The sequence below is a fragment of the Fusibacter bizertensis genome (assembly GCF_029914245.1).
Lineage (GTDB): Bacteria > Bacillota > Clostridia > Peptostreptococcales > Acidaminobacteraceae > Fusibacter_C > Fusibacter_C bizertensis.
Map to the genome: position 1 here is coordinate 534,804 of NZ_JARYZI010000001.1, position 16,822 is coordinate 551,625.

The following is a 16,822-nucleotide window of genomic DNA, read 5'->3' on the forward strand; positions in this document are numbered from 1 at the left end:
TTCATTTATTTCTTAATCAATTGCTTAACACGTGCCACTACGTTTTCAGTTGTAAAGCCAAACGCTTCGAAGATTTCTCCCGCTGGCGCAGACATACCAAAACCATCATGACCGATTACATCGCATGCATACTTGTGCCATCCAAAAGTGCTTGCAGCTTCTATCGCAAGTTTTGGAACGCCTTTTGTAAGTACTTCTGCTTTGTAAGCATCTGATTGTGCATCAAACACTTCTTGACATGGCATAGAAACAACTCTTGCATCGATACCCACTTCGCTAAGTGCCTTTTGAGCATCAATTGCAAGCGATACTTCTGAACCTGTTGCAATCAAGATCACATCAGATACATTTGCTTCTTTAGAAACGACATATGCACCTTTAAGCGCCTCTCTTGAAGAACCTTCAAGTGCCGGTAAGTTTTGTCTTGTAAGGACAAGTGCAGTTGGTGTAGATGTCGATGTCATCGCCATGTACCAAGCTGCCGAAACTTCTCTTGCATCTGCAGGTCTTACGACGTTTAAGTTTGGTACTGCTCTTAACATCGCAAGTTGATCAATCGGTTGGTGTGTTGGACCATCTTCACCAACACCGATACTATCGTGCGTTAAGATATATGTGACAGGAAGTCCCATAAGTGCTGCAAGTCTCATTGCTGGTTTCATATAATCAGCAAATACAAAGAAAGTCGCGCCATAAGCTCTAAGACCGCCATGTGCCTGGATACCATTTACAATTGCTGTCATGGCATGCTCTCTTACGCCAAAGTGAAGGTTTGATCCTTCTGGGCTATCTGCAAAGAAAGAAGTTCTTTTCTTCATATCTGAGTTGTTTGATGGTGAAAGGTCAGCAGATCCACCAAAAAAGTTTGGTACATGATCAGCAAGCACATTAAGTACTTTACCAGATGAACTTCTAGTAGCTACTGTTTCATTGTAGTTCCAGAACTCATCTGATTCTAAAAGTGCCATAGGCGCTTCATTAGCAAACCAAGCATCATATTCTGCAGCAAGTTCTGGATATGCTTTTGCATACTCAGCAAAGTTAGCTTTCCAAGCTTCTTCAGATTTTCCAAGTTCACTTACGACCTTCGACATGCTAGACGCTACATCTGAAGGAACTTCAAATGCTGCTCTATCAGTCATACCTAAGTAGTTACTCATCTCTTCGATACCATCTTGACCAAGTGGCGAACCATGTACTTTATGTGAACCTTGTTTAGAAGGACAGCCATATCCGATCACTGTTTTTACGATGATGATTGAAGGCTTTTCTGTTTCTGCTTTAGCTGCTTTAAGCGCCGCTTGGATTGCATCCACATCGTTGCCATCTTCTACAGTAAGTACTTGCCAGTGCATCGCTTCAAAACGACCTGCTACATCTTCAGTGAAAGCAAGATCAGTGCTTCCTTCGATAGAAATTTTATTTGAATCATACATTAGAACTAATTTGCCAAGTTTAAGTGTACCTGCAAGCGATGCAGCTTCGTATGAAATACCTTCCATTAAGCAACCATCGCCTGAAATTGCAAAAGTGTGGTGATCAACAACTGGGTAGCCTTCTTTGTTGAATTTTGCAGCTAAATGTTTTTCAGCCATAGCAAATCCCACTGCGTTAGCAATACCTTGACCAAGTGGTCCTGTAGAGATTTCCACACCTTTAGTGTGACCGTACTCTGGGTGACCTGGTGTTCTACTGTTGAATTGACGGAAATTTTTAATTTCTTCCATTGAAAGACCGTAATCAAATAAGTGAAGCAATGAATAAATTAACATTGAGCCATGACCTGCTGATAAGACAAATCTGTCTCTGTTATGCCACAAAGGATTATGTGGATTATGCTTCATTTCCTTTGCCCATAGGGTATATGCCATAGGTGCTGCACCTAGTGGTAAACCAGGGTGACCTGAATTAGCCGCTTGGATTGCTTCGGCAGATAACATCCTAATCGTATTAATCGTTCTAATTTCCATTATTAAACCAACCTTTCTTATTTTGAGATCTATCGATCTTGTATACATGTCTCACTACATTATAACGGGTAACCCGCCCAATAACAACCTAAAAACATGTAAAATTACGTTGAAAATATACCCAAAAAAATTCAAAAACCCCAGCAATCACTGGGGTTTTAAGAATTATTAATCATAAATTGAATCATGTTTGAAAATTGACAGTTTTCGATGGGATAATTGTCGATATCGCGTGTTTGTAAATCATCTGTTGTTTGCCTTCACTATCGAGTACGATGGTGTAGCTGTCGAAGCCTTTTACAAGTCCTCTGATCTGATAACCACTGATTAAAAAGATCGTAATCGGTGTCTGATCCTTACGACATTGGTTTAAAAATAGGTCCTGAAGATTAAGTGCACTTTTCATGGATTCCCCTCCTTATCTCTTTATTTTATATGATTGACAGAATTTCCTTAACCGCATCTTCGGTACAAGTGATATCTAGATCGATCCATTTCAAATCGTCATAACGCTTGAACCAAGTAAACTGACGCTTGGCATAATGCCTACTTCCCTGCTGGATTTCGTCGATCATCTGTTCGTAATTGATTCGTCCTTCCAAATAGGACAGAACTTCCTTGTAACCTATACCCTGCATTGACTGAAAACTATCATCCAAACCAGAATTTTTTAATTTTTTTACTTCGTCAAGTAAACCTGCACTAAACATCAGCTCGACGCGTTTGTTGATGCGTTCATATAGCACATCTCTACCCCGCGTTAAACCTATCAAAATCACTTCATAGTCCGTGGTTTTGGTAGGTGCATTTGCAAAATCAGCCATGGGTTTACCCGTGACATGATTAATTTCTAGTGCTCTGATGACCCTTTTTAGGTTATTGGGGTGGATTCGCTCCGCCGCCACCGGATCACAGCTCAAAAGCCTTTCATATACTGCCATCGCCCCGCACCTTTGGGCAAGTGCTTCCATCTCAGCCCTGAACTCAGCATCTGCACAGCTCTCACCAAAATCCATCTCATATAAAAGACCGTTGATATACAGTCCAGTACCTCCCACGATAACAGGGATCTTCCCCATTTCATGAAGTCTACGGATTTCTTTTTTTGCAAGTTTTACATAATCACTTACAGAAAAAGCCTCTGTCGGTTCAACTACATCGATCAAATGATGTGGAATTCCCGCCATCTCATCTAGAGTTGGTTTAGCAGAACCGATATCAAGTCCATTATAGATTTGAACCGAGTCTGCTGAGATAATTTCAGTTTGAAGCGTATGCGCTAGAGCCAGTGATAAATCCGTCTTTCCAACGGCAGTTGGTCCTGCAATAATTATAATTTTATTCATACTATACCAATATATCTTTCATCATATAATTTTACTGTTAAATATTCAACAATACAGCCAAAAAAGTAATAATTTTGAAACAATTCAGAAAATAACCTCACTCTAAAATTAAAGCCACGCAACAATAGCGAGGCTAAAATTTTTGTGCTATCTGAATTTATATTTTATCACTTTAAATCACATATGTCAGTAACAATGACTGATTATGACACTTATATCACAAATTGTTTACATATAATTAGAGTACATCTAGTAAAACTACATTTTGAACCGTAAAGCTATATCATTCGGAGCATGTATGATAATGCTGTCGATCTCATTAAGCTGTATATACTTACTTGATTCATTCATCCCTTGCACTGGCGGAGCAACTTGAATAACCGTCCGATAGTTGCCTGAACCTATATAGTTAAAATTAGGCATCTTTCCCATTTGTTTTTGAATGGTTTCACCTGATTTTAAGATGATGTCCACTTGAGTGATCTGAGGATACAAAGTTTGTTTTGCATAAATGCCACCCATAGATGCATAATCTTGATCTATTTCAAGCGTTAATACATCTTTAATCGACCTAAGTGATACACCATAAAGCGTGAGTTTAGGTTCTTCGTCAGATAAAATAATCGGCTTTGTAAAGCCAGTAATGTCATAAGCACCATCAACTAATTTAAAAGTTGAAAGATCCGCTCGTTCACCGGTATATGGAACGATAGCATCCATCTGGCCAAATTTCTCAAGCATTTTACTGAGGATGACACCGGCTTCTTGTGCACTTACTTTATTTTTAGGCATCAGATTGCCATCTGTATTTACAGTTAAAATTCCAGCATTATAAAACAAATCCACACTGTTTAAAGCGGCTTCACTAACATTTTCTCGGTCTGCATAACCGCTTGTAACATCACCATACATCGTATAATCCACCTGAAGCATGTCCAACATATTTTTGCCAATACGCGTCATGGTCTCGCGTGTAATAGATGCGCCACTACTTATTGAAAAACCATTAAAAACACCAGCATCTCTGACGCCTTCAAAATCTGATTGACCTAGTTTTATATACGCTGCTCGTTTAAACGAGACAAATTTATCATTTAAGATGTTGGCAATAGTTGTGGAAAGTTGTTCAGCTGTGACGATCTCACCAAAAGATTTATGATCATTATAAAAATACCCTTTTGCATTAAGCGAAAAAATGTAAGGTCTCGCCCATGAATCTGGTAAGTAATCATAATATGCATATGGCAGACGCTCAAGTGCTATAAAAGACAAGCCATTTGCAATATATGTATCTATGGACTCATCTGTATAAAAATTGGTCTTAATATCACTTAACTTTACTGTCATACCTTTTTTTATAACTGTCGTTTGTGCAATTTGCTCTTTTGTACTATGAGTGATGTCAATTGTCCTAGAGGTACCGTCCCAATTTAGCGCATATCCAAAACGCGTCAAATCTCTCAATAAAACGAGGTCTTTACTATTGCCATCAACATCTACCACTTCATAAACCGTAATCGGTTCAAAATCATTGCCATCAAAATAGTAATTTGGTGTATTACTTGTTCCCTTAATTGTATCACCATATCCAATCCCAAAGCTAAGACAGACACATGTGATTGCGAGTACTACACCTTTTGCAGTTATTTTTTTTAACTTCATCATGCTCACCTTCCTAAATTTAAGTTACTCCATAATTTAGTTTCAATATAAACGAAAGTATATTTATTTGCGTTCTATGAATAGGATATCAAAGAACATGACTAAAGCATTATTAAATTTGTGTTTTTCTGTTAAGTCTGTGTTACATGGCTTGGTCATCACGCAGTATAACTGCTTTTGTAAATTTACTGTACTCTAAGCACAAAAACATAGCCACCAAAAGATTCAGTATTCTCATTGATTTCTTCATTTTCAAAAGCATTATAAATTCTAAAGGTTATTTGCTCATCATTTACTTCAAATTTACTTTGTGAAAAAACCCTCCATTTAGGTTCTCCGCCCACTGCTTCTTTACTTCGATTAATAGATCGTGACGTGATTTCAGTTTCAAAATCTACTTTATCACTTTCTTTATACGTAATCGCACGTACAGTTTCATACTCAGGAAAAGAATAATAAATCTTCTCAATGCCACTTTCAACTTCCAAAGTAAATGGTACCTGAAGATTCGTATCGTAGTCCAGCTCAAGTTTTTGATAATATGTATCGTAAACTAAATATATACATATAATATGATTAGAAGAATCCGTATATATTTGATTGATATCATTATTCAAACGCTCTTTTAAATCGAACTTAGCAAGATTCATCTCATCAGAAATAATGTAGTTAGAATCAGTCGTTGGCTTCCTAACATAAATTGTACCACCATAGTTTGATTGAGCCTCTTCTATATTAACCATTTTCACTTTAATTAATACCACCAACACTACCAGTATAATTACGACGCCCCATTTTTTCATGCCCTACCCACTTTCAACTATAATAATAAAAAAAGTTACAAAATCCATTTCACATTTCGTTTTGCTAATTTGAAACTATTTTTCTATTTTTTTCACATTTTATTTATATATCCCAACACGATGAGATAACGCAAATAGTCGAATGATTTCCAAATTTAATTTAATATCTTTACTGCATTTAGGTTTAAGATTTATCAAAATATACTTTTCTTTTCAGTATATATCTAGCAATTGCTAAATAAATCAATAAAATAATGATAATAAGCACTAAAGGCCCATTTGAATTTTGATTAATCAATAAAACAGCTCCTACAAACACATAGAGGCTCATCAAAGAACACAAACTAACGGATAGATAGTAAGCATATCTTTTTCTAAACCCTATTCCAACACCTGTTAAAACAAATAAGAGCCCTAAGAAAATCCCGATGATGTATAATTGGGGATCGAATTTCAGGGTTATAAATCTCCCATTCTTGTCTTCAATTACGTTGATTATTGACTGAATAAAAATAGATAGACCGTTTAAAATAAACAAAATAGAAAATCCTTTCATATTTTACCATCCTTTTTATTTCTAATTAAATTTCAATTTGTTATATACGTTTTAACCACTTCCATCAGTATATTTTTCATATAAAGATAAAAAAAGACATTATTTCTAATGTCTTATCTAAAATGATCCTCTATTTAGTTTATCATAGAATTCGCTTAAATTTCCGTTCTATTTCACTCAGTGAAAAACTGATGATGATGGGCCTCCCATGAGGGCATGTGTAAGGTGAGTTCAATCCCTTAAGTGAATCCACAAGTGCCATACGTTCATCCTCGTGGATTGCATCATGTGCTTTAATCGCTGCTTTGCATGCTTTTTCCGCAATCTGATGCTTAAAATGATCATCGACATGTTCTTTAGCGTTTTCAAATACTGAAGCAACCATATCTTTTGCCTGGGAAAATGAAAGCATCGATGGAATCTCACGCATTACTACCCCGTCATCGCCAAAGGCCTCTATCATAAATCCCATATCGTGAAGCAAGGGCTTAACTTCGTTTAAACGTGTCATTTCAATCTTGCTTAAACTGATGATCTCTGGCATTAAAAGCATCTGTGACTGAACATTACTGCTTTCAAAAGCAGCCATAAACGCTTCAAAGAGAATTTTCTCATGTGCTGCGTGTTGATCTATCAGATACAAACTTTTGTCTTTTTCATAGAGTAAATAAGTGTTGTTAAACACACCAACATACTGAAGTCCATCATAAATCGTGTGACGTGCGCCTTCTTCTACATCAAGTGGTACAGGCTGTTCAAGGACTATAGAAGCTTCCTCTAAAGTAGCAGTTGCAAAGTTCGTAAGTGTAGAAAAATCAAACGATTTTGGCACTGATTTATGTGCGGCGTTATGTGATGGATTTAGTGCTGGATTTAGTGCTGAGTTATGCGATGCATTTTGTACTGAATTGTAAGCCGGCTTTTCTGAGTGATATTCTGACTTTACCGAGTTCAGTTCTGGCTTTGCCGAGTTCTCATCTGGCTTTGTCGAATTTACCTGTGGCTGCACAGATTGTGAAGTCGCCTCAAATTGTGAAGCCGACTCAGATTGTGAAACAGTCTCAGGTTGCGATGCATTTTTAGGTAGCTCTGTCACCTTTGTACTTTCACTTTGAAGTTCAAGTTGCTTAACCTTCTCTTCTTGAGTCGGTGCAGTTTTCATTGAAAAAACCTCGCGCTCTTTGAAAGTAACTTTTGGTACTTGGTCATAGAGGTTAAATGCTTTTTTCAGTGCACTAAACACAAACTGTTTGATTAACCCATCATCATGAAACTTGATTTCAGTCTTTGCAGGGTGGATGTTGACGTCTATCTCACTCGGTGGAATCTCTAAGAATAATACACAAGCAGGAAAGCGATTGTTCATCATATAAGGCTTATAAGCCATATGAATCACTTCTTTGATAAGGTCGCTTTTGACATATCTGCCATTTACAAATAATAGCTGTTGCGCTCTTGTCCCTTTTGTATAATCAAATCTTGAGATAAATCCATTTAATTGAAGCTTATCTTGTCGGTCGGAAATCTCATACATGCCTTTGACCATGTTTTGATCAAAGACGGCAAAGATTGCATTTACGAGGCTACCTTTTCCTTGTGTATGAAAGATCATTTTGTCATCTGAGCTGTACTTTATCGTAACTTCTGGATGAGAAAGCGCCAAAAATCCCATGAGTTCAGTGATAGAACGTCCTTCTGCCATATCACTTTTGAGAAACTTAAGTCTCGCTGGTGTATTGTAAAACAAGTCGTTGACGATAATTGTCGTCCCTTTTGAAGTGCCCACCTCAGAGATTTTCTGGATGGTACCACCTGCAGCCTGTACTTTTCGACCAGAGTTTTCCCCCTCTCGAAGTGTGATGAGCTCTACAGTTGAAACGGCACATATACTGGCAAGTGCCTCACCTCTAAATCCTAGAGAAGCTGTTGCATAAAGGTCTTCTATACTTCTGATTTTACTGGTTGCATGACGTTCAAATACCAGTGATAAGTCCTCATAGTTGATGCCTCGTCCATTATCACTGACTTTGATATAACTCTTGCCACCTTTTTTGATGTCTACGATAATCTCAGTTGCACCAGCATCTATTGCATTTTCAACAAGCTCTTTGATCACCATGGCAGGGCGTTCTACAACCTCGCCAGCGGCGATTTTGCTTGCGGTTCTTTCATCTAATTTCAGTATGCGATTGTCTTCCATAGCCCCTCCTTTGAAAGCATCGTTGTGTTTTCTTGGTAATTCTTTCAGTTACGACTCAATCACGCATCCTATTTCTCTTTAAATTGACTGATGATGTTGTAAAGTGCGTTCATGGCTTCGATAGGTGTCATCTGCTCTACTTCTAGTTTGGAAAGGTAGTGATAGAGTCCTTCTGAAACAGAATAATCACCATATTTTACTTTTCCATCTGTTTGAGGCTGTGCTTTGCCATCTTCCATCTCAAGGCCTTGAAGGTTTTGAATGTTGTTGTTGATGTCATTGACTTCAAGTTTTGAAAGGATGTGTTTCGCACGCTCTATGACAGGTTCAGGCACTCCTGCGAGTTTTGCCACTTGTATACCAAAACTTTGATTTGCCCCACCACGCTCTATTTTTCTAAGGAAGATGATATCATCTCTCGACTCTTTTACTGCGATACGGAAGTTACATACCCCATCGATCTTGCCCTCAAGTTCGGTGAGTTCATGGTAATGGGTTGCAAACATGGTCTTAGCATGGATACCAGACCCTTGACTAAGGTATTCTACAACGCTCCAAGCGATGGAGAGTCCATCGTAAGTGCTCGTTCCTCTACCGATCTCGTCAAGAATGATCAACGATTTTGAAGTTGCATTGTTGAGGATGTTGGCAAGTTCATTCATCTCAACCATAAAGGTACTCTGGCCTTGTGAAAGGTCATCTGATGCGCCAACACGTGTGAAAATCCTGTCAACGACGCCTATCTCTGCTTTATCTGCTGGGACGAAACATCCTATCTGGGCGATCAAGGTAATCAGTGCCACTTGTCTCAGGTAAGTTGACTTACCCGCCATGTTCGGTCCTGTGATGATATAAAATTTATGTGCCTTTTGATCAAGTAGCGTATCATTTGGTACAAATGGCGTTTCATTAAAGATGCGCTCAATCACTGGATGACGTCCATTTTTGATCTGAATGGTATCTTTATTGTTGACTTTCGGTTTCACAAAACCATAGCGGTAACTACACTCTGCAAAGGATAAAAGGGCATCAAGTGACGCAATAGCTCTCGCAGTTGTTTGTATACGGTCTACATGTACCATAATATTTTGTTTAAGCTGTGCAAATAGCTCTTGTTCAAGGCGCACGATTTTTTCTTCTGCACCAAGCACGGTTTCCTCTAGTTGCTTAAGCTCTGGGGTGATATAGCGCTCTGCATTGGCAAGTGTTTGCTTACGGATGTATTCTTCAGGGGCATTTTTTGAACTGCCTTTTGAAATCTCAATATAATAACCAAATACTTTGTTAAAGCCTATCTTAAGGGTTTTAATTCCCGTTCTTTCACGTTCTTTGCTCTCAATATCCAGTATCCAGCCTTTGCCGTTGGCAATGGCGTCTCTAAGATTTGCGATCTCTGGATGGAAGTCCGTCTTAATGACGCCACCATCTTTGACGCTATATGGCGGCTCTTCTACTACACTTTCGTCTATAAGCTGATAAATATCTTTCAGTGAATCGATGTCTTCGTTGATGGTTTGAAAATCACCCTCTTCTAAGGTATCGATACACCCTTTGATATCAGGCAATACTGAGATGGACTGTTTAAGTGCCACAAGGTCTCTTGGGTTGATGCTGCCATAGACGAGTTTAGAGGTTAACCTTTCAAGGTCGTAGATCTGTTTAAGGTGTGTACGAAGGTCACTGCGTAGTAAGAGATCATCTACCAAAACTTCAACTGTGTTCAGTCTTTTGTGAATGGCTTCTATATCTATGAGTGGCTCTTCTACCCATGCTTTAAGGCGTCTTGCTCCCATGGCTGTGCACGTTTTATCCAGCACCCATAAAAGGCTTCCTTTTTTATCTTTGGTGCGCATGGTTTCCACGAGCTCTAGGTTACGTCTGGTGAATTTGTCCAAAACCATAAACCGCGAGTGGTTGTAGATGTCGATTTTGTTAAAGTGGTTAAGGGGTACTTTAGCGGTCTCTTCTACATAGGCAAGCAGTGCACCAGAGGCGCAGAGGATCGCAGAATCATCCGCAAATCCAAGGCTCTCGATAGAAAACACGTTTAAAACGCGCTCGATGATGCGCTTGCCTGCATGTGGCTGAAAAGCATGATCCATAAACGGCGTCAGTGTGATGCCTTGTGCCTCAATGGTTTTGATCATATCAGGTGCTAAAGTATGTTTATCCGAAATGACAATTTCGCTAGGTTCTATCTTGATGATCTCGTCGATGAGTTTTTCTGGGTCGTGTAGCTCGGTGGTTTTCATCACCCCCGTAGTGATATCACAGTAGGCGATAGCATAAGTGTTTTCAAGCTTTGTAAGTGACGCCACATAGTTGTAATTGCCCTCGTCTAGCATCTCAGGATCTGTGATGGTTCCCGGTGTGATGATGCGCACAACTTCACGTTTGACTAGGCCCTTGGCAAGTGCAGGATCTTCTGTCTGTTCACAGATGGCAATCTTGATGCCCTTGTCTACGAGTTTTTTGATATAGCCATCTACCGCATGATATGGCACACCACAAAGTGGGGCTTTTTCTTCAAGACCACAGTTGCGTGCTGTCAGTGTGATTTCCAGTTCTCTTGATGCCCGTACAGCATCATCAAAAAACATCTCATAAAAATCGCCCAAACGATAAAATAGGATATAATCCATGTAGTTCTCTTTAATTTCAAAGTATTGGCGCATCATGGGCGTCAACTTGGATCTATCTATGTTCATCATATTTGCCTTCCTCGTTTTTTAGAGTTTAAATTCGTTTTGAATTAGTATGATAAAGTTACATTAAATCTTAGCGAATAACCTCAACCACTTCACCATATAGCGAGAAGTTCTTAGGTCTAGTGATTCTCACATTGACGAGTTTGCCGATCAGTTCAGGGGCACCTTCAAATGTCACGGTGTAGTTGTTGCGCGTTCTACCCATTAGGACTTCTTTTGAACTTTTAGAAAAGTCCTCTACAAGCACCTCAACTATTTTACCGTCCATGGTGCTGAGTTTTTCAGTGATCATAGGGTTTAGGACCTTTAACAGTTCACTGATACGTGCATGTTTCACGTCGTCTGGCACTTGGTCTTCATATTTCGCAGCTGGCGTTCCCGTTCTTATAGAATACAGGTAAGTGAACGCTGCATTGTACCCAACTGTTTTGATCAGTTCCATGGTATCAGTGAAGTCTTCATCTGTCTCACCAGGAAAACCCAAGATCAAGTCAGTAGTAATACCTAAATCAGGCATCAAGGCTTTTGCCCGGCTGATGATATCGAGGTACTGCTCTCTTGTGTACTTTCTGTTCATGCGCTTAAGGACTGCATTACTGCCTGCTTGTACTGGTAAATGTAGGTACTCGCACACTTTATCGCTAGCAGCCATGGTGTCGATGAGCTTTTGTGATAAGTCTTTTGGATGTGAAGTCATAAAGCGGATACGCTCAAGTCCTTCGATCTCGTTAACTGCTTTGAGTAAATCTGCAAAATCAACTGGCTCATCAAATGTTTTACCATATGAGTTGACATTTTGTCCTAGTAACATCACTTCTTTTGTACCTGTCTGTACAAGACTGCGTACCTCTTCTATAATGTCCTCAAACTTTCGGCTACGTTCTCTGCCTCTGGTATAAGGAACGATACAGTATGAGCAAAAATTGTCACAGCCGTACATGATATTGACATAAGCTTTGATTTCTTTCTTTCTATTTGACTTAAGACCTTCGATTACATCGCCTTCTGATTCCCATACTTCTACAACTTGGTGCGTTGCAGTTAGTGTTTCCTCTAAAAGTGCTGGAAAATTATGAAGGTTGTGTGTGCCAAATACAAGGTCGACGTATTTGTATTTCTTTTTAATTTCAGCAACGATGTGAGGTTGCTGCATCATACAGCCACAAACTGCCAAGATCAAATCAGGTCTCGTCTCTTTTAGCTTTTTCACGTGACCAAGGTTTCCATATACTTTGAACTCTGCGTTTTCTCTGACACAGCAAGTGTTGAAGATAATGAGGTCAGCATCTTCAAACTTCTTCGTCAAGTCATACCCCATATCCATGAGCATCGCATTGAGCTTTTCTGAGTCGTGCTCGTTCATCTGACAACCATACGTGATCGTAATGGCTTTCTTTTTATGTTGTAACTCTGTATAATGCGCATCGTTTATATCTTTAATTGCGCGTATGTGTTCATCATTTTTAGTGAGTATTGATTCCATTGATTCAATTTCAAACGTTTCTCTCTTAGACATTTTTTCTCCTAACCGCTTTCTAATTGCCTATGCTATATGCACAAGCTTTCCTCATTATAAAAAAACTTCGGACCTTGCGTCCTTAGTTTATGTCACAAATAAGTTGTGACTTTAAAAATGGCTTTGCCATTTATCCACTTTGTTAACACGAAAAAAAAGGGGAAAATTTCCCCTTCTAATTATAACAATTTTCACTTTGAAAACAAACCATTAATTTGTGAACAGTTATTTTAACAAATTATTCATTAAATACTTATCAACGATTAATTTTTTACCATCTATGATTTATTCGAAATGTTTCATCGCTCATATTAAAGTACTTTGTTCTTGGTGTTGATGGACCTCTATCCGGAACAGGATCGTCCCAAGTTACATCTAAATTATACCAGACACCATCAATTAGTACTCTATTCCATGCATGTGATTCCCAAAAGGTACTTGATTTTGCTGCCCCAGTTACAATCTCCGCTTCAATATCTGCAAGTGTCAATAATAGCAAAGTTGCTTTCGCATAACCATCACATACACCTACACCATACAAAATAACGCCATATGCCTCGTGTGAATCAACCGGGATCGTATAATTTTTATAGTTTTCAATATCGTATTTTGTATTCAACACAATATAATCATGTATAGCTTTCTCTTTTTCTAAATCAGACATATTATCTCTAATAATATTTTTCAATATAATTTTAGCTTGATCGATCGCCAACTGTTGCATGCTGAAATCGACTTCCAAATATGGTAGCATGCCTATAATTGGTTTGTAATCCAAAATGTTGTTTCCGCCAAGATCTAAATTTTCCAGTTTTATTAAATTTTTAAGTGGACTAATATCTGTAATTTTATTATAACTTAAATCAGCCCTCCTAAGTTTACTTAAATTTGTCAAATAAGAAAGATCAGAAACATCCGTATTTCTAATTCTGATATCTGTTAAATTAGTTAAGTCTTTTAAAGGCTCGATGTCTGAAATTGGGCAATCAGTTATCCATAAATTAGTTAGATTTACAAGTGACTTAAGATCAGAATAATCAGTTACAGGACAATTGGTTAGACTTAACACATTCAACTCTGTTAGACTCGTTAGTGGGGACAAATCGCTAACTGGGCAATTATAAATATATAAATATTTCAGATTAACAAGTCCTTTTAATGCGTCGATGTTTTCAACTGGCGATAAACTTATATTCAATTCCTCTAATTTTTTTAGATTCTTAATAGGTTCCAAGTCACTTACTTCCGTAACATGAATTGTTAAATCAACTAAATTTTCAAAATATTTTAAAGCTGAGATATCTACTAAATCTTCCATCGCTTCATCTATATACTTATTTAAATTTAACTCCGTAATGTACCTAACATCATACTTAATTAAATCACCTGTCGGTTTATCAATTAAATTTCTGATATATTTTTCAAAAATTAAATCATCAATAATAATTATGTCGTCATCATCGTTGTATATTGATATTGTTTTAGTAATTGCATCCCATTCAATATTTGCACCAAAGAACGTACTAATAAATCCAATTGGTACAAAAATTTTGTTTTTAATAATTTGAGGGGGGATGCCTAAAAAATAAAAATCATCATCTTCAACTGCATACTCCATTCCAATATACATTATCAATTCTCTATCTTTTTTATGTATGGATATCCTAGATAACTTCTCATCCATTTCAAAAGTTAGATGTAGCGATTCTGAAATAACGTTTAACGGGACTAGGACCCTATTGTTAACAATTACAGGGTCAACTTCAAATTCTAGCTTCTTGCCATTGACAATTACATTTATATCCTGAGTCAATGCAAATACAGGGATGCCAATTACTATTGTTTCCAACAGAATTAAACAAATTAAAGATACTGTTATAAAATTAATAAATTTACTTTTTCTTTTCAATTATTTCTCCTTTTTTGATTGTTTTTATACATCTATTTTGTAATTGTTATTATAATATAATCTAAATTGTAATTTGTCAATTATTCCATTCGTTAGATTTACATCATTCAAAATATATAATTTCAATAATTATAATCAATAATCATAATTCAGCCACATTCTATTGATAAGATCCTTATAGGATATGGCATTTGGTCGTGGTGTAGAGTTAAAAGTTAAATACATGAAAAGGAGAATACAATGAAAAAATAATGATAGTTTTATTAATGACAAGTCTAATCTTTGCTACTTCGGGAATTTCAGGTACAAACAGCTATGCAGGTATGATGAACTCATCACAAAATAACGGTTATTTTCACGGTGGAATGATGGGAGGCGCTTATGGTCAAAATACTAACTTATCAAATAACACTGGTGACAAACTTGATCTCAGTGTTTTAAAGCAAAATGTTGAACAGTATATTTCAAACTACAATGAAGAGCTTATGATTGGCGATATATTCATCTATGAAGACACCGATTATTATTTTTCAATTATGGAAAGTGATACAGGTAGAGGTGCAATGGAACTTCTAGTGAATCCTTATACTGGTAACGTCTACCCTGAGTTTGGACCCAATATGATGTGGAATTTGAAATACAGCATGATGGGTACTGGCAGTATGATGGGACTAGGCAATAGCTCATATTTTGGTAACATGATGGGCAACGGCAATAACTCAAATTATGATAATAAGTTGAACGTCGATCATAGAGCTTATTTTGACAACATGATGGGCTTTGGTAGTAACTATTTGTTTGGCAACATGATGGGTTTTTCAAATAGATGGGCGAATATGCAAAGCTACGGTTTTGGCAACAACTTATTAGATGAGAAATACTTAAGCACTGATAGTACTTTAACACTTGATGATGCAAAAGTCTTTGCCGAAAAATATATTGCCTCAATTTATTCAGATGACTATACGATTGAAAATGATGCGCACTCATTTTATGGGTATTATACTTTTCACTTAGATAAAGATGGTACTACTGCAGGAATGTTAAGTGTCAATGGTCTAACGGGCACAGTTTGGTTTCATACTTGGCATGGAACGTTGATTGACACTGTTGAAAACGATTAAATTATAAAAATTAAAGCGTGCTAATCATCATCAACTTTGATGAATAGCACGCTTTTTTTGACTAATTTTATAATAACTTTAATTCACTTCCTCAATCAGTCCAAGGATAAATTTCTTAATACTAATTTTCCCTCTTGTCTTGCTGTTTCGCTTGATATAGTCCATTTCTTTTCGCACTTCGCGAAGATCAAATAAAGATGATGCATATTTTTCAAATACATGGTGTTCATAATCGTGTAGTCCAAGTTCTGCGATATTACCAAGGGCTTGTCCAATTGTCCTTCTGATGCGCTGCTCTATTGCTTTCTCACTCACCAGCTCACCTTTCTCTTTCTCGTACTTAATAGAAACATAGTCATAAAGATCGCTAAGTTTGTGATCAAAGATATTCCGCTTGTTGGCATCGCCTTTTTCAAAGATAAACTCAAGCATATTGAGGATATCTTTCGTCCCGGCTTCACTGAGAATGCCAAGGTGGTTAAAAATCTGCCTTGCACTTTCAAGTTTGGGATTTTTAAGGTTTTCTGCTGTTGGAACGGCTTCTTTAAGTGACTGCATACTCTGAAAAGCAGTTTGAAAAGAATCAATGACGCGCTTCATTTTCAATTTTTCATCCACGCGTTTGATGACGTTAATCACTTCTATCACGTTGATGGGTTTGTTAATAAAGAGCTCAATGCCACTGTTGTAGGCTTTTGAGACCATGTCTTTCGAATAGACCTCACTGATCATGATGCATGGAATCTCTGGATAGTGACCTTTGACTTCTTGCACGACCCGAATGCCATCCTTTTTTGGTAAAAGTAAATCCACTAGCAATATATCTGGTTTTAATCTCACGATCTCAGCTATTGCATGTTCACCTTCACTCGATTTACCTATGACATCTCCTAAATTGTTGCTTACGATGATCTTGCTAAGTATACTCAAAACACTTGGATCATCATCCACCAGATAAAAATTGTAGTTCATATTCCCCCCGAAACTTCCTACATTTTATGCCTAAATATACGATTATGCTCTGCATA

General features: G+C 37.5%; 12 protein-coding genes. 1 reads left to right on the forward strand and 11 read right to left on the reverse strand.

All coding sequences use genetic code 11. From position 1 onward, the window contains the following. Positions 1–5: 5 nt before the first annotated feature. The 10 genes from tkt to QE109_RS02700 all read right to left on the reverse strand — a co-directional run bounded on the left by tkt (position 6) and on the right by QE109_RS02700 (position 14,670). On the reverse strand, positions 6–2,018 hold the full coding sequence (gene tkt, locus QE109_RS02655; RefSeq protein WP_281092827.1) for a transketolase: 2,013 nt from the start codon (positions 2,016–2,018) through the stop codon (positions 6–8). Between the two features lie 136 nt (positions 2,019–2,154). Next, complete coding sequence (gene hfq / locus QE109_RS02660) at positions 2,155–2,376, reverse strand: RNA chaperone Hfq (protein ID WP_281092828.1); 222 nt, start codon at positions 2,374–2,376, stop codon at positions 2,155–2,157. 25 nt (positions 2,377–2,401) lie between these two features. Continuing rightward, positions 2,402–3,316 (reverse strand): tRNA (adenosine(37)-N6)-dimethylallyltransferase MiaA, encoded by a 915-nt coding sequence (gene miaA / locus QE109_RS02665; protein WP_281092829.1) that lies wholly within the window; start codon positions 3,314–3,316, stop codon positions 2,402–2,404. Between the two features lie 258 nt (positions 3,317–3,574). Next, the gene (locus QE109_RS02670; protein ID WP_281092830.1) at positions 3,575–4,981 is read right to left on the reverse strand and encodes a hypothetical protein; all 1,407 of its coding nucleotides are present in this window, start codon (positions 4,979–4,981) and stop codon (positions 3,575–3,577) included. A gap of 182 nt (positions 4,982–5,163) precedes the next feature. Further along, a complete protein-coding gene (locus QE109_RS02675; protein ID WP_281092831.1) occupies positions 5,164–5,781 on the reverse strand; it encodes a hypothetical protein in 618 nt (205 codons plus the stop codon). Between the two features lie 184 nt (positions 5,782–5,965). Next, complete coding sequence (locus tag QE109_RS02680; protein ID WP_281092832.1) at positions 5,966–6,337, reverse strand: hypothetical protein; 372 nt, start codon at positions 6,335–6,337, stop codon at positions 5,966–5,968. Between the two features lie 142 nt (positions 6,338–6,479). Then, positions 6,480–8,537: a DNA mismatch repair endonuclease MutL gene (gene mutL / locus QE109_RS02685; protein WP_281092833.1), complete on the reverse strand. Its 2,058-nt coding sequence runs from the start codon at positions 8,535–8,537 to the stop codon at positions 6,480–6,482. Positions 8,538–8,605: 68 nt separating this feature from the next. After that, positions 8,606–11,245 (reverse strand): DNA mismatch repair protein MutS, encoded by a 2,640-nt coding sequence (mutS, locus tag QE109_RS02690; RefSeq protein WP_342637109.1) that lies wholly within the window; start codon positions 11,243–11,245, stop codon positions 8,606–8,608. 70 nt (positions 11,246–11,315) lie between these two features. Continuing rightward, positions 11,316–12,761, reverse strand: a complete 1,446-nt coding sequence (gene miaB, locus QE109_RS02695) for a tRNA (N6-isopentenyl adenosine(37)-C2)-methylthiotransferase MiaB (RefSeq protein ID WP_281092835.1) — start codon at positions 12,759–12,761, stop codon at positions 11,316–11,318. A 271-nt stretch (positions 12,762–13,032) separates the two neighbouring features. Continuing rightward, positions 13,033–14,670 (reverse strand): stalk domain-containing protein, encoded by a 1,638-nt coding sequence (locus tag QE109_RS02700; RefSeq protein ID WP_281092836.1) that lies wholly within the window; start codon positions 14,668–14,670, stop codon positions 13,033–13,035. Positions 14,671–14,936: 266 nt separating this feature from the next. On the opposite strand from QE109_RS02700, the gene QE109_RS02705 reads away from it, so the two are divergent. Further along, complete coding sequence (locus QE109_RS02705) at positions 14,937–15,794, forward strand: hypothetical protein (RefSeq protein WP_281092837.1); 858 nt, start codon at positions 14,937–14,939, stop codon at positions 15,792–15,794. A gap of 78 nt (positions 15,795–15,872) precedes the next feature. On the opposite strand, the gene QE109_RS02710 is transcribed toward QE109_RS02705, so the two are convergent. Further along, positions 15,873–16,766, reverse strand: a complete 894-nt coding sequence (locus tag QE109_RS02710) for a response regulator (RefSeq protein ID WP_281092838.1) — start codon at positions 16,764–16,766, stop codon at positions 15,873–15,875. Between the last annotated feature and the right edge of the window lie 56 nt (positions 16,767–16,822).

Coding starts and splice junctions, on each gene's coding strand:
- tkt (WP_281092827.1), bottom strand. CDS start 2,018: ATGTATACAAGATCGATAGATCTCAAAATAAGAAAGGTTGGTTTAATA.
- hfq (WP_281092828.1), bottom strand. CDS start 2,376: ATGAAAAGTGCACTTAATCTTCAGGACCTATTTTTAAACCAATGTCGT.
- miaA (WP_281092829.1), bottom strand. CDS start 3,316: ATGAATAAAATTATAATTATTGCAGGACCAACTGCCGTTGGAAAGACG.
- QE109_RS02670 (WP_281092830.1), bottom strand. CDS start 4,981: ATGATGAAGTTAAAAAAAATAACTGCAAAAGGTGTAGTACTCGCAATC.
- QE109_RS02675 (WP_281092831.1), bottom strand. CDS start 5,781: ATGAAAAAATGGGGCGTCGTAATTATACTGGTAGTGTTGGTGGTATTA.
- QE109_RS02680 (WP_281092832.1), bottom strand. CDS start 6,337: ATGAAAGGATTTTCTATTTTGTTTATTTTAAACGGTCTATCTATTTTT.
- mutL (WP_281092833.1), bottom strand. CDS start 8,537: ATGGAAGACAATCGCATACTGAAATTAGATGAAAGAACCGCAAGCAAA.
- mutS (WP_342637109.1), bottom strand. CDS start 11,245: ATGAACATAGATAGATCCAAGTTGACGCCCATGATGCGCCAATACTTT.
- miaB (WP_281092835.1), bottom strand. CDS start 12,761: ATGTCTAAGAGAGAAACGTTTGAAATTGAATCAATGGAATCAATACTC.
- QE109_RS02705 (WP_281092837.1), top strand. CDS start 14,937: ATGACAAGTCTAATCTTTGCTACTTCGGGAATTTCAGGTACAAACAGC.
- QE109_RS02710 (WP_281092838.1), bottom strand. CDS start 16,766: ATGAACTACAATTTTTATCTGGTGGATGATGATCCAAGTGTTTTGAGT.